Source organism: Caballeronia humi, from assembly GCF_001544475.1.
GTDB lineage: Bacteria > Pseudomonadota > Gammaproteobacteria > Burkholderiales > Burkholderiaceae > Caballeronia > Caballeronia humi.
Map to the genome: position 1 here is coordinate 40,938 of NZ_FCNW02000044.1, position 12,545 is coordinate 53,482.

General features: G+C 59.7%; 12 protein-coding genes. 8 read left to right on the forward strand and 4 right to left on the reverse strand.

Going from position 1 to position 12,545, the window contains the following annotated elements:
* The first annotated feature begins 125 nt into the window (after positions 1-125).
* The 5 genes from AWB65_RS27120 (at position 126) to AWB65_RS27140 (ending at position 4,191) form a co-directional block, all read left to right on the forward strand.
* Positions 126-767, forward strand: a complete 642-nt coding sequence (locus AWB65_RS27120; protein ID WP_159907808.1) for a CsgE family curli-type amyloid fiber assembly protein — start codon at positions 126-128, stop codon at positions 765-767.
* Between the two features lie 34 nt (positions 768-801).
* On the forward strand, positions 802-1,242 hold the full coding sequence (locus AWB65_RS27125) for a curli assembly protein CsgF (RefSeq protein ID WP_087670098.1): 441 nt from the start codon (positions 802-804) through the stop codon (positions 1,240-1,242).
* A gap of 16 nt (positions 1,243-1,258) precedes the next feature.
* Positions 1,259-2,212 carry a CsgG/HfaB family protein gene (locus tag AWB65_RS27130; RefSeq protein ID WP_087660309.1) on the forward strand — a complete coding sequence of 318 codons (954 nt, stop codon included), beginning with the start codon at positions 1,259-1,261 and terminating at the stop codon, positions 2,210-2,212.
* Positions 2,213-2,235: 23 nt separating this feature from the next.
* A complete protein-coding gene (locus AWB65_RS27135; protein WP_087670099.1) occupies positions 2,236-2,763 on the forward strand; it encodes a hypothetical protein in 528 nt (175 codons plus the stop codon).
* A 147-nt stretch (positions 2,764-2,910) separates the two neighbouring features.
* Entirely contained in the window at positions 2,911-4,191 is a 1,281-nt protein-coding gene (locus AWB65_RS27140; RefSeq protein ID WP_087670100.1) for a hypothetical protein, read from the forward strand.
* A gap of 308 nt (positions 4,192-4,499) precedes the next feature.
* Here AWB65_RS27140 and AWB65_RS27145 read toward each other — a convergent pair whose 3' ends face one another.
* Positions 4,500-4,940, reverse strand: coding sequence for a hypothetical protein (locus AWB65_RS27145; protein WP_087670101.1), 441 nt, complete (start codon positions 4,938-4,940; stop codon positions 4,500-4,502).
* Positions 4,937-5,854, reverse strand: coding sequence for an ArdC family protein (locus tag AWB65_RS27150; protein ID WP_087670102.1), 918 nt, complete (start codon positions 5,852-5,854; stop codon positions 4,937-4,939). Before AWB65_RS27150 ends, AWB65_RS27145 begins: the two co-directional genes overlap by 4 nt.
* A gap of 828 nt (positions 5,855-6,682) precedes the next feature.
* On the opposite strand from AWB65_RS27150, the gene AWB65_RS27155 reads away from it, so the two are divergent.
* Positions 6,683-6,904 carry a hypothetical protein gene (locus AWB65_RS27155; RefSeq protein ID WP_087670103.1) on the forward strand — a complete coding sequence of 74 codons (222 nt, stop codon included), beginning with the start codon at positions 6,683-6,685 and terminating at the stop codon, positions 6,902-6,904.
* 1,020 nt (positions 6,905-7,924) lie between these two features.
* Here AWB65_RS27155 and AWB65_RS27160 read toward each other — a convergent pair.
* The gene (locus tag AWB65_RS27160) at positions 7,925-8,293 is read right to left on the reverse strand and encodes a hypothetical protein (protein WP_087670104.1); all 369 of its coding nucleotides are present in this window, start codon (positions 8,291-8,293) and stop codon (positions 7,925-7,927) included.
* A gap of 246 nt (positions 8,294-8,539) precedes the next feature.
* The gene (locus AWB65_RS27165; protein ID WP_087670105.1) at positions 8,540-8,752 is read right to left on the reverse strand and encodes a hypothetical protein; all 213 of its coding nucleotides are present in this window, start codon (positions 8,750-8,752) and stop codon (positions 8,540-8,542) included.
* Between the two features lie 470 nt (positions 8,753-9,222).
* Between AWB65_RS27165 and AWB65_RS27170 the strand changes: the two genes are divergently transcribed.
* Both AWB65_RS27170 and rpoD read left to right on the forward strand, forming a co-directional pair.
* Complete coding sequence (locus tag AWB65_RS27170) at positions 9,223-9,711, forward strand: hypothetical protein (protein WP_087670106.1); 489 nt, start codon at positions 9,223-9,225, stop codon at positions 9,709-9,711.
* Between the two features lie 279 nt (positions 9,712-9,990).
* On the forward strand, positions 9,991-12,000 hold the full coding sequence (gene rpoD, locus AWB65_RS27175) for an RNA polymerase sigma factor RpoD (RefSeq protein ID WP_087670107.1): 2,010 nt from the start codon (positions 9,991-9,993) through the stop codon (positions 11,998-12,000).
* The last annotated feature ends 545 nt before the right edge of the window (positions 12,001-12,545 follow it).

Here is a 12,545-nt window from a genome sequence, read left to right on the forward strand (position 1 = left end):
AAAACATAAGGGTTACAAGTTATTACGCACAATGCTTTCGGTCGGACAAATAAAACAAGCGCCACAAGGCGGCACCAAAAGCAGCAAAGCCATACGGGGAAGTCATGGAGCGGGACAACAACAAAATGCCTTTCAAAGGGCAAGCTATCGCAGTGTGCATTGGAGTATCGGCCGTCATCACGAGTGCATGGGCGCAAGACGCAGAGACGCCGCCGGCCATTCATGTCGATGTCGCCAACCAGGCTCAGCCGCTCATCTCGTTGCCGAGCACGCCGACGCCGAGCCCGGTCAACAAAACCGCTCCGTTGCCGGCCGCCAATGGCGCGCCACTCACGCCGCGCGGCACCGTGAACGCAGCGTCGTCGCTCGACACGAGCGCGACGCTCGCGGGCACGCCGCGCTCCCGCGGCGCGGACGTCAACAATCAGCAGCCGCTCGACGCCACGCTTGGCGGCGTCGTGACCACCGACACGGTCACGCTCGCGGGCCAGGATTTCTATAACTGGTTCGCGCAGGCCTGGGGCGCAATCCCGCTCTCCGAGCGCTACATCATCTCGGTGCACGAGCGGCCTTCCGCGCGTTATGGCAGCCTGGTTTGGGTGGAATACGGCCAGCGCCGCGTGTTCCAGGCGTTTCTGCCGATCGCTCGCTCCAACGTGCGGCCAGTGGCGGAAGGAGCAGCGCAAGTGGCTTTCCAGAATGTCATGCAAGCAGACCTGACGCGTCTGCTGTTCCGCGACGTCGACATGGCGACGGACGAACTCTAATAAAACGCAACGCCGCCAACTCCGGGGAATCACGATGAAAACCAATGCGCTTGTCAAACGCGCGGCGCTCGCCTGCGCGCTCTCAATCCAGATGGTCGCGGCTCACGCCACCGCGCTCGTCTACGAGCCGATCAATCCGAACTTCGGCGGCAGTCCACTGAACGGGCCGAATCTGCTCAACGAAGCGAACGCGCAGAACAAGTATAAGGACCCGTCGACCAGTGATTTTGGCACCAGCGGCCAGTCCACGCTCGACCAGTTCAACACGCAACTGCAGCAGGCGATTCTCTCGCGCGTCGCGTCGTCGATCTCGAGCTCGATCGTTGGCACCGACGGCACGCTGCATCCGGGCACGATCAACACGGGCAACTTCTCGATTTCGATCACGCAAGTCTCGGGCAACAACCTGCAAGTCACGACGACCGACAAGACCACGGGTGCAGCGACCACGTTCATCGTCGGCAACGGCCAGTAACCGAGAGCGATAAGAAATGAACAAGAATTCGGCGAAAACCGCCGCCCTGCGTGCGACTCTGGCTGCAATGATCTTCTCGATGGTGCTGCTCACGGGTTGCGTCACCCAGCCGATGCCCTCAGCCGGCAACGCGACGCTCACACCGCCCACGCGCGTCACGCGCGACCTCACGCACCTGCCGCCGCCGAAAGGCAGAATCACCGCGGCCGTGTACGGCTTTCGAGACCTGACTGGCCAGTACAAGCCGTCGCCCGACAGCTCGTTCTCGTCGCAGGTGACTCAGGGTGGTGCGTCGTTCCTCGTCAAGGCGATGCGCGATTCCGGCTGGTTCACGCCGGTCGAGCGCGAGAACCTTCAGGACCTGCTGACTGAGCGCAAGATCATGCGCGCGCTGGAGACGCCTGACGACAAGAACCGCGCCGGGTCCACCGTTCCGCAGATCGGCGCATTGGCCCCTGCGAGCATCGTGCTGGAGGGCGGCATCGTCGGGTACGACTCGAACATTCGCACGGGCGGCGCTGGCGTCGCTTATCTGGGCATCTCGGCGTCGCAGCAATATCGCGTCGATCAGGTGACCGTGAACCTGCGCGCGGTGGATATCCGCAATGGCACGATCCTGAACAGCGTCTCGACGACCAAGACCATCTATTCGATTCAGGTCGACACCGGTGTGTACCGCTTCATCGGATTCAAGGATTTGCTGCAGGCCGAGATCGGGATGACGCGCAACGAGCCGCAGCAACTGTGCGTGAACGAGGCCATCGAATCGGCGCTCGTGCACCTGATCGTGCAGGGCGTCGGGAACCAGACCTGGTCGCTCAAGGACATGAAGGACTGGTACGACCCCACGATGCAGCGCTATCTGCAGGAAAACCAGGGCTACGCGCAGACGATGGAAGCCGTGAATCCGCCGTATGACCCGGCGAAGATCGATCCGCCCAAGACCCTCGGCAGCGGCGTGAGCGGTTGAGCCAATCGAACAGGAGGAGACCAATGAAGATTTCGCGTGTCCCTAAAGTTGCGCTGGGCGTCGCGCTCGGCGCGGTCGTGAGCCTGTCGCTCGCGGTATTCGCCGCAGACCTGTCGCCCGTCTCGGACTTCGGTCCGTCGGAGCCAGGCTTCAGTGGCGCGGCACAAGTTGCACGAGTAACCCAAGCAGGCGCTGAGAATCGCTTAGTTGGGGTGCAATCCGGCCATAACGGCCTGATGGCAAATCAGGCGGGCGTCGCCAATGCGGCCGTTATGGCACAAGCCGGCGCGGACAACTGGATGTCGCTCTCGCAAAGCGGCAGCGGCAACCAGTACGGCGGCTACCAGGCGGGTACGAACAATCGCTCGGTCACCGTCCAGAGCGGTAGTAGTAATGCAGCAGCGGTCACGCAGATCGGTTCATCGATGTCGTCGCAGGTCACGCAGCTCGGTACCAACGACTCGGTCACCATCCTGCAGAGCCGCAATGGCACCGGCCTCTCGGTCACACAGACGGGCAGCGGCGCGCGAGCGTCAGTCCTGATGAAGTAGGCAGGGGGATTCCCGGCAGCAGAGTTTCGAGGGTGCCGGTGGGGAGCAGTTCGCGGTGAGGGTGGGCCGGCATGGCAGCGGAGACTGTCATCCGTAAGCGGTAACTAATCGAAGTACTCAAATATCAAACCAACGAGGGGATTAAAAATGAAAGTCAAGGCAATCATCATCGCTATGGGTCTGGCAGCATTGGCATCGACGTCGGCCTTCGCGGCGGACAGCTACTCGGTGGGCGAGCGCGCGAGCGTCGTGCAGTTCGGCAACGGCAACGTGGCGACCGTCGACCAGCAGGCGTCCAGCTATGACGACGTGAAGGTGCAGCAAACGGCCAATGGCGCGACTGCCACGGTCACGTCCACGACTGGCGCGTTCAACAAGACCGACATCAAGCAGAACGGGGTCGGCAGCGATTCGAAGCTGAGCGCGACGGTGACGCAAGACCGCGCCTACGCTGAGCAAACTCGCATCTCGCAGTCCGGCAGCAATGCGACGGCCACCGTGACGCAAACCTCGTCGTCGTTCGACAACGACAGCATCAACCAGAACGGTTCGAACAGCAAGGCGAAGATCACCCAGACGGGCGCATCGAGCAACATCGTCAACATCGATCAGGGCATGAATACGGTCTACGGCAAGATCAACGGCGGCGACGCCACCGTGGCGCAGACCAGCACGACCGGCAACAACGTGCAGATTTCCCAAGATCGCGGCAACGACAAGGCAGTGGTCGAGACGAACGGCGGCGGATTCAACAAGACGACCATCACCCAGACGGGCGGCGGCACGGACGCTTCGGTTCAGCAAAACAGCGAACTTGCCGACACGGTGTCGATCAAGCAGGACGGCGCCGAGATCGCGAACATCTCGTCGACCAACGGCGGCGGCAACCACACGAGCATCGACCAGAGTGGCGCCACTCTGCCGAATCTCGTGAGCGTGCACCAGATCAACGCCAAAAACGAAATGACCAACATCGTTCAAAGCGGCGCGGCGTTCAACAAGGTCTACGTCGACCAACTGTTCGAGGCAAACGACCACACGACGGTGATCCAGAACGGCAGTGAGAACACCGCATCAGTGGCGCAGCGCTTTGGCGGCTCGAACACGGTGAACGCACTGCAGCTTGGCACCAAGAACATCGCAGACCTGTCGCAGCAAGCTGCGGTGGAATCGTCGCTCATGTCGACGCAAGTCGGCGAACTGAACTCGGTGACGGCATCGCAGACCGGTTCGCATGAAGAGTTGACGCTCGCTCAAGTCGGCTCCGGTAACATCGCGACGGCTTCGCAAAGCGGCGCAGGCAACGTAGGCCTGATCGCGCAGGGTGGTCTGGGCAACAGTGCATCGCTGTCGCAAGCCGGCTACGGCAACTCGGCTGCGGTGACGCAAGTCGGCGTGGCCAACAAGGCGACCATCGCACAGCACTAAGCTCGAAGGCGCGATAGTCATAAGGGCGGTCAACGGTCTTTCAGGCCGCTGACCGCCCTTTTTGCTTGCCGTCCTACCGTCCGGTGGGCCAGCGCCCGGCTTGTTCGCGCACCGTGGCACAAAGCTGCGGCGGGCTTCATCGTGTCGAGAGGGCCGGGTCAAACGGCGCTTTCGGCCTCGCTCGTGGCAATCATGGCGTATTCCAAACCGCTACCAAAGCGCGCTTGTGGGGTCCCCATAAACCATGACCTTGGCTTCTTGGACCGTCTCGAATGCAAACCCGACTTGGCTGCAGTCGGGTTCTTTCCTCATTGATCTGTTGCGCCTACGGCTGTCGCGATAACTTGCTGGGCATGGCTCGCGGCCTCAGCCAGACGTGAGGCCGGATCCTCAAACCGGTCACTGACTTGTTCGATTGCCGCCAACAGCGCCAGGGCCTGCGAAGCAAGTTTCTGCACTGCCTCTAGCAGCGCGGGGGCGGCCTCGCACAGAAGAAAGGCTTGCCGGCCGCCATAGCGGAGAAATGCCCCGTCAAGGGCGACATCCTCCGCGATCAGGTGGCGACGGGTCACATCTTTGATTGAAATGATCCGGGCGCAGGTGGCGTTGCCCCAGTCCGGATCATCACACAGGTCTGCCGGGTCGAGCGTCTTGGCCGCCTCGATCGCCGCCGTCGGCGTCAGCGCCTCGATGGTTCTCGTGCCGTAGTGCGGCACGTCGATGGCGAAGAGGGCAGTGTAGAGGCTCATGCTGCGACCTCGCTCGGCGTTTCGGCCTGCAGGGAGAACAGGTAGTCGCACGCCCGTTGGGCGTGGCCAGCTGCCGTGAAGATCGCCTTTTTATCGGCCTTCAGCACCTTGAGCCAATGATCGAGATAGGAAGCGTGGTCGGCGCGTGTCTCGGGCGCGATGCCCAGTTGCGCGCACAGAAACGCGGCGCCCATCTCGGCAATCAGCTCTTCGGCGGCGTACGCTTCATCACCGAAGCGTTTGCCAAGTTGACGGTTCAAGCGCGTGTAATGCGAAGTCCAATGCGTAATTTCGTGGGCTTTGACGGATTCGTAGCTTTCTGCGGTGTCGAACGCTTCAGCGGGCGGAAGCTGCACGATATCGAGGCCCGGGGCGTAGAACGCGCGGTTGCCGCCGTGACAGACCGTGGCGCGGGTTTTTCCGAAGAACGTTTCGGCAAATTCGATCAGTTGCAGGGGCACGGCATTTGGCTGATGCTCAGTGGCTGGTTCGACTCGGTGGCCTTCCGGCAGGTTGTCGATCTGCTCGACATTGAAGACGGTGTAACCCTTCATGAAGGCGATGTCGAGCTCGGTCACTTCGCCGTCGTCGTTCTCGTCAATCTTGGTGACGGTGTTCGCGTACACAACGAGCGAACCGTGCTCGCCCTTGCGGACACTGGCACCCAGTTCGAGTGCTTGCTTGAATGTCATCCAGCGGTTGGATCGATAGCCTTTCGCGAGGGCCTCGCCCCACAGCAGCAACACGTTGATACCGCGGTAGAGGATGCCGTTGGCACGAACGGGGAGGGTGATACGTGTGGTTGCATTATCGGTTTCCCACGGCTTGGCCCAAGGCCGAACTCCGTGTTCGAGATCGGCAATGATTTTGTCGGTGACGCGGGTGTAGACATCGCTTTTCGGTTCGCCTTTCATGATCTTGCTCCTAAAATTGGCTTAAGGGGTCTGCGCTTTCTGTTGCGCATGGCCCCGTGCCACGTGGCGAACGCGAGGAGGCAAGCGGAGGTGCGGTCCAGGGCGAGGGGGATCACCCGGGATTTTTTTCGGCCGGTGGAAAAAATTTTGGGGATACGACCAGGACCGGTCGAAGACCTTGCACCGAAGAGCGCCAGGGCGAGGAGCCCTTAGCTCCTTCCATCTGAATGAGCCTTTGACTTTGCGAAAGGGATCGTCACCGAATGGCCGGGACGTCAGGCCCGGTGAGCGCACGCGAATAGAGCCCGGTCCGGCCGTGGCCGGATTCGTCCGGGATTTTTATGTAGTTAGCTGTGCGGCTCGGACGCAGTTCATCGTTGCGGTGCCCGATCCCATCACTTCGGCGAGCGAGGTTGCCGAAAATCGGCGGGCGGCACGCATGGCTGCGGCAACGGCAACGCTATCACAAGATCCGCGTGAGCGTTAGTCCCGAAGGTTTTGGACGTTTGGCTCACCCGCCTGAAGTATTCTTGGCGAAAATCGCACAAAGTCTTGTTTCCCACGATTTGCGGGCCTTCGAACTTGACGAGCTCCAACCGCCAACTCCCCGAACTCAGAGGCATGAGGTCCATCCGCTTGTACACGAGTCCGCTGCTTCCACGACAAGGGAGGGAATAGCTGCCTCGCGGATATGGACTTTCACCCCCAAGACTGTCGCGCGCCGTTGGCGCTTGCTTTATAGAGTGAGCAAGGCAAAATCACACAACCGGTTGCTAGCGCGGAATCGCGTGGCGCAATCGCAGTTGAACTTGAACTACTGAGAGCAAAATGACAAAAGCGGCTTACACCTACGCGCATATCACTGAGAAGGTCGAAAAGGAAATCAGCAGTCTGATGACCGAGGCGCGTGGTGAGGCGACGCTGGAAGAAAAATTTCGCAAGCAACACTATGCGACCGGTGTCTACTTGGCATGGCGCGCGATTGCCGCCTTTGACTATGAGCCCGATGATGCGGAACGGCTCAAGGCGATGCTCTCGACGGTGGGCTGAAGTAAGCGCGCTGAGCCACGTTACATCGGTGCGTGAGCGCGGCGAGGGGTTCAACCTGCGACGTCCGGAAGGCGCTCGGCGTGCGCGGTGACATGGGCGTCGCGCATGAGAAATTTACTGCGCTCGCACCGCCGCGCCAACATCGGGCGCTTTCAAACTTCGGGCGCTTCCGGGCGTCGAGGATCCGTTACGCTGCTGCCCTTGCAAGACGCTGTTGCGGATCGCCCCCAATGGGCTCGTGATAGCTGGGCTCGAGTTCGTGACACACCGTCAAATGCCGGCCGCGCTGGGCGAATCGGTTCTTTTGGCGGGGCGGCAAGTCGGTCAGTCGGTCGCTGTAAGGGCTGCAGCACTGCCAAATGGAAGGTGCGCAGCGGCTCTCCCAAATGCAGATGCATGGAAAGAAAGAAAAAGCCTCATCAACGGTCAAGGATGATAAGGCTTTGAGAAAGACCCCAATTCATTGCGCTTTTGGAACCCATCAAATTCGAGCGTTCTGGCCGTTCTTCGACGGCCCGGCAAATGTATGTTTTAAGCGGACGCTTGAATGTGCGTTTCCAGACGTGGGTGCCTCATCTTTGTCCTGCGCGAGCAGGCTTCTTGAGCCATCTCCGAAAGCAACCGATAAAGTGCGATGAGACAAACGAGCCTTTCGAGCAGTCTCTCCGATCGGTGCTACACAGTACCGTGGCTTTACATGCGACCGGACGCCCATCCGAGACAATGAAAGAGCGGGTTGTCGAAAGGTGAGCTTACGTATCGTGGCTCGCTGGCTTCGGCGCCGGCGATCATTACGTTCGAGACCAGCGATCGGGATCTGGGCGACAGAAGGACAATGTGAAAGATACGGCAGACGATGCCGCCAACCGCGCTGACGACACACGCACCCGGCACCCTAACCGATGCGGGCATCGAAGGAGCGAGGCAGGTGGAATGGGGTGAGAGGGCCAGCACGGGTCGCAGCATCTTTCGCGTCATGAATCAATTCACACGCTGCCCTCGAGCCGCTTTTGAAGGACTTCATGCAGCTTGGAGAGCGCCATTTTTAAGGTCGCAATTCTCAGCGAGGATCTTGGCGGTGAGAATTGCGTCTGCCTCGAACGGGTCGAGGTTGATCAAGCGCTCTGTTCGTCGAATCAGCAGGTGCACCTTGATACAGAGCAAACCAGGGTAGTGAGCGTCTGGATTGCAATTGATCTCATTGCATAGAACGGTCCAGCGATTAGCCAGCCGGTTCAGTGTTTCCGGATAGTTACTCTTCACGGCTTCCCCTGGGCGGCTGGTGGCGCTGTTCGACGCGCGCAACGGCTGGGCCAGATGGGCCGCTATGTCGTTATTGCTGGGCCGACTTTTTTCCAGTTCTTGGTGCGAGGGGCGCCGTTCCAGCATGTCGTTCTGCAATAATCACAGGCCGAGGCGCGGATTTCGGTATTGCGGCGCATTCCCGATGAACGCGACTCGATATCCTGCTCGCGTTGGCTGAAAAGGACACGCATCTCGCCAAGACCACCTCATTAGTGCACGTGGGACCTAATCCCAGACGATAGCCGACGGCGTAAGCATACTAAGCGCCTCTCGGTCTTCAAGGACAACCGGCACGTAGTGGTTCCCCAGACGAACAGCGGTACGGCATAGCTAGCGCGCGGAAACATACTCGCCTCGGCCGTTGATACTGCTCATTCCATCCGCCGCTTCGGACTCGCGCGGACTGTCGTTAGCGAGTCCGGCACAACGCCCATGGTCTGCCGCCTCCGCGAGGACGCTTTCACGAACCAGCTCTCCAATCAGGAATGTGCCGAACGACCCCACTGCCACGACGACGATCGCAGCTATGATCAACATCTCCATGTGCACTCCCGCAATTATCGCTTTTCGACTCGTTGCAACTGAGACCGCGGATAAATAAAGCATTCCGTGTGCCTCGTTCGGTCGAGTGGGCGAAGTGTGCATGGGTCGGTACTTGCATTGAGCGACCATGTCTCGCCCATCGCAAGATGGCGGGACCTTGTTGAGCTGAGAACACTGTCTGCTGGGAGCGCGCCAAGCATCTCACTGAATCGCGCGGGCAGTTGCCGTGCCGTACACAGCGGCGCGCGACGCGCATGGGCCGATCAACGGCGCATTCGAGCCTTCATGCGGAATCCTTGCCAGCCGATGCGCCCAAGCCTCGAAGCGGTAGCTCATTTGGCCCTATCCGGCCCACCGATTGCTTCACCGTATTGAACGGTGACTACAGTGCGCGAGCGGGGAGGCAGCTGCAGGTGGCCGTGAGCCGAAGGTAAATACCATCTTGCGATGGTTGACAGACGAGTGACCGGATGGCCCAGAAGAGGCAAGTTGCATTGAAGCGCGGAATGGCAAAGCGCGGAAGAAGTGACAAGGTGCTCTACATGCCCCTTGACGTTCCAACTGCGAATCGGCTGTCGCTTCGGTCGTGGATCGCTCTGGAACGTGCGCGCGCGGGACACGGAGATCGGACGGCAGCTTCGGCACTTGCCCACGCGACGATCGTGACGGATTTCCTCAGCATAGCCGGCTACGGCTCGATCGACCGTATGGCGATGCTGACGGCAAGAACCGGATTGGTGGAGACGATGGAGCGGGGTTTGCAATCGGACGAATGGACATTTTCTGAAAGTCTCCTCAATGTGCTTGGTACTGTGCTTAACGAGCATCATCGCCAATTACGTGAAGAGCGGATGGCCGCCATCGTAGAAGCCACCGAAAAGTTGGAAGTGCATCTAAAGCGTGGAAATAGTATGCTCGACCTGCTTCGTTACTTCCCGCGAACGGATCCAGAGGTGTGAGCGAGGGCGCGCACATTGAAGGCGCACGCCCTTCCGATCGAACGATGCGCGATAAACATACGCACTACGCTCGTCAAGGCGGGTCGCATGGTAGACGTTTTGCTTTCGAAACCACAATATGCCGATACGCATTCGCGCCCTTCCTAGCGGGCCGCGCCCCGTGTCGTTTTGCGATTCTTGTAGTCGCAGCGCCCGAGCCGTGATTTACGTTTGTGCCCGCGGGCCGCGATGCTATGGCTACCGTTTCGCCCGTACCGAGCAACCTGTCGAGGAAACTCAATGCGAAGTTTGGATCAGGAAGATTCAGGGCTCGACACAACCGCACTCACACGGGAAGCTCTTGTCCGTCCAGCAGCGAGGGGCAAAGCCGCCGCGATCTTGCCGCCGATAGCCGCATCTTCGACGACGGCGCAAGATGACGAGCGACAGAGCCAGATGCGCGCACTCATCCAACTGGGTAGGGAGCGAGGCTACCTGACCCACGTGGAAATTAGCGATTTCCTTCCGGACAGCTTCGCACAGACTGCGACCATTGAAATTGTTGTCAGCACCTTTAATGACATGGGTGTGGCGGTCTATGAGCAGGCGCCCGATGCGCAGACGCTGCTGCTGAACGACGCTATCGCGGCCGCCGTGTCAGACGACCAGGCTGACGAGGAAGCTGAGGTCGCGCTCTCGACGGTCGACTCAGAGTTTGGTCACACGACCGACCCCGTGCGCATGTACATGCGCGAAATGGGCGTGACTGCATTGCTGACTCGCACGGGGGAGGTCGAAATAGCAAAACGCATCGAAGACGGCCTTCAGGAAATGATTCAGGCGATTGTTGCCTGCCCCGGGACGATCTCCACGATTCTTTCAAGCGTGGAGCAGATCGCGGCCGGTCAGCTATGTATCGACGAACTGATCGACGGCCTCAACGACGACACCGCAGAGGTCGGACAGTTGACCCCGGTCTCGACTGCCGTAGAAGACTTCGTTACGGACGCTGTCGACGGCGACAGCGACAACGTCGACCCCAATGATGACGGGAGTCTCGTAGAAGCGGATTCGAACAAAGCGAACGAGGCGCGTCTAAAACAGCTGACTATCGACAGCCTCGCTATTTTTGCGAGAGTGAGAGCTTTATTCCACCAAATGCCGCTTGCCGACGTGAGAGAAGGCAAGGGCACGGCTACCTTCGCACGCGTGAGTGAAGAAATGCAGCGTGAGCTCGCGACTATTCGCTTCACGGCGCGAACGATTGACCGGTTGTGCGCCGAGGTTCAGCAGCAGGTGGCGCACGTGCGCACAGTCGAGCGGCGCATCATGCAGATTGCCGTGGAGCGATGTGGGATGCCGCGCGAGCAGTTTGTCGAATCATTCCCGCGTCACGAGACTGATTTTGATTGGACCGCAAACACTGCGGCGGCGTCCCGGGAATACGGCGCCGCACTCGAACGCAGCTTGCCCTCAATCCAGGCCGAGCAGCAGAAGCTGCTCGATATCGAAACGGACGCGGCATTGCCGCTGCAGCAGTTGAAGAAAGTCAATCTTCGAATGATGGCGACTGAGTCGAAAATGCGGCACGCAAAACACGAGATGATTGAGGCGAACCTGCGTCTTGTCATCTCCATCGCGAAGAAGTACGTGAACCGCGGGATGCACTTCCTGGACCTGATTCAAGAGGGCAACATCGGCTTGATGAAGGCGGTTGACAAGTTCGAGTATCGGCGTGGCTGGAAATTTTCGACCTATGCGACCTGGTGGGTGCGTCAGGCAGTGGTGCGCGCGCTCGCGGATCAAGGCCGCACGATTCGTGTGCCGGTGCATATGGTCGATTCGATCAACAAATTGCGCCGGATTTCGCGAGGGATTTTGCAGCAGACTGGACAGGAACCCCATCCGGCAGTTTTAGCAGAGCGCATGGGAATGCCGGAAGAAAAGATTCGTGTGATGCTTAAGGTCGTCAAACAGCCAATTTCATTGGAAACGCCAGTGGGCGAGGGCGCCGACGCAACATTTGGCGACATGATCGAAGATCCGACTGCAGCATCTCCGGCGGACGCGGCCATTCACGCGAGCATGCGGGCCGCGATCAATGAGGCGCTTGAGGCCCTCTCGCCGCGCGAAGCGAAGATCCTGCGGATGCGCTTCGGGATTGATACAGCGTCCGACTGTACGCTTGACGAACTGGGCATGCAGTTCGATGTGACGCGCGAAAGGATTCGCCAGATCGAGAGCAAGGCAGTGCGAAAGCTGTTGTATTCGAACCGCGCCGCTAAGTTAAGGGAATTTTTCGATCAGTGAGTCAAGAACGTACTTATTGGAGCGTCGAATGGCGTTAAACGATGGGAGGCGTTTCATGACATTGCGAAGCGCTGCCTCGATGCGATTAGGGAGGATGCGCCGCATATTGCGCCGGAGTGCGCCTCCGCGCAGGAACGTGTTGGTCGAGGTCCATGGGTTGCCGCATCCCCGGCCACTGGCACGCTCGTCAACCGAGGTTATCCACAATCTCAGTGGACAAGCGTGTAGATAACCTCGAAGTCGGGCACCTAACTCGTTGACGTGCAACAAGATTCGAGATGCGCTCAAAGACGCGGCAAACCGTATTACTGTTTTCTAATCGTTGGCGGTTTGTCGGAAATCCCGTCGACGATCACGGCGTGCCGCTTTCGCGAGGTTGAGACATGTATGGATCGACGGCCGCTGTCTGGCGCTGGTGAGGGTAGCCCAACAGACCTCGCCGACCGCTGTCGAGCTTTTGGCCGCGCTTTCAGCCCGGCAGGTCGGCGGGCTGATCGAAGGGTTCCTCGGGCCCATGCGCGAGGCTCAATGCTTCTTTCAGGCGC

What these genes read in the sequence shown, in the direction of transcription:
- AWB65_RS27120 (WP_159907808.1), top strand. Translation starts at nt 126, where the DNA reads ATGCCTTTCAAAGGGCAAGCTATCGCAGTGTGCATTGGAGTATCGGCC.
- AWB65_RS27125 (WP_087670098.1), top strand. Translation starts at nt 802, where the DNA reads ATGAAAACCAATGCGCTTGTCAAACGCGCGGCGCTCGCCTGCGCGCTC.
- AWB65_RS27130 (WP_087660309.1), top strand. Translation starts at nt 1,259, where the DNA reads ATGAACAAGAATTCGGCGAAAACCGCCGCCCTGCGTGCGACTCTGGCT.
- AWB65_RS27135 (WP_087670099.1), top strand. Translation starts at nt 2,236, where the DNA reads ATGAAGATTTCGCGTGTCCCTAAAGTTGCGCTGGGCGTCGCGCTCGGC.
- AWB65_RS27140 (WP_087670100.1), top strand. Translation starts at nt 2,911, where the DNA reads ATGAAAGTCAAGGCAATCATCATCGCTATGGGTCTGGCAGCATTGGCA.
- AWB65_RS27145 (WP_087670101.1), bottom strand. Translation starts at nt 4,940, where the DNA reads ATGAGCCTCTACACTGCCCTCTTCGCCATCGACGTGCCGCACTACGGC.
- AWB65_RS27150 (WP_087670102.1), bottom strand. Translation starts at nt 5,854, where the DNA reads ATGAAAGGCGAACCGAAAAGCGATGTCTACACCCGCGTCACCGACAAA.
- AWB65_RS27155 (WP_087670103.1), top strand. Translation starts at nt 6,683, where the DNA reads ATGACAAAAGCGGCTTACACCTACGCGCATATCACTGAGAAGGTCGAA.
- AWB65_RS27160 (WP_087670104.1), bottom strand. Translation starts at nt 8,293, where the DNA reads ATGCTGGAACGGCGCCCCTCGCACCAAGAACTGGAAAAAAGTCGGCCC.
- AWB65_RS27165 (WP_087670105.1), bottom strand. Translation starts at nt 8,752, where the DNA reads ATGGAGATGTTGATCATAGCTGCGATCGTCGTCGTGGCAGTGGGGTCG.
- AWB65_RS27170 (WP_087670106.1), top strand. Translation starts at nt 9,223, where the DNA reads ATGGCCCAGAAGAGGCAAGTTGCATTGAAGCGCGGAATGGCAAAGCGC.
- rpoD (WP_087670107.1), top strand. Translation starts at nt 9,991, where the DNA reads ATGCGAAGTTTGGATCAGGAAGATTCAGGGCTCGACACAACCGCACTC.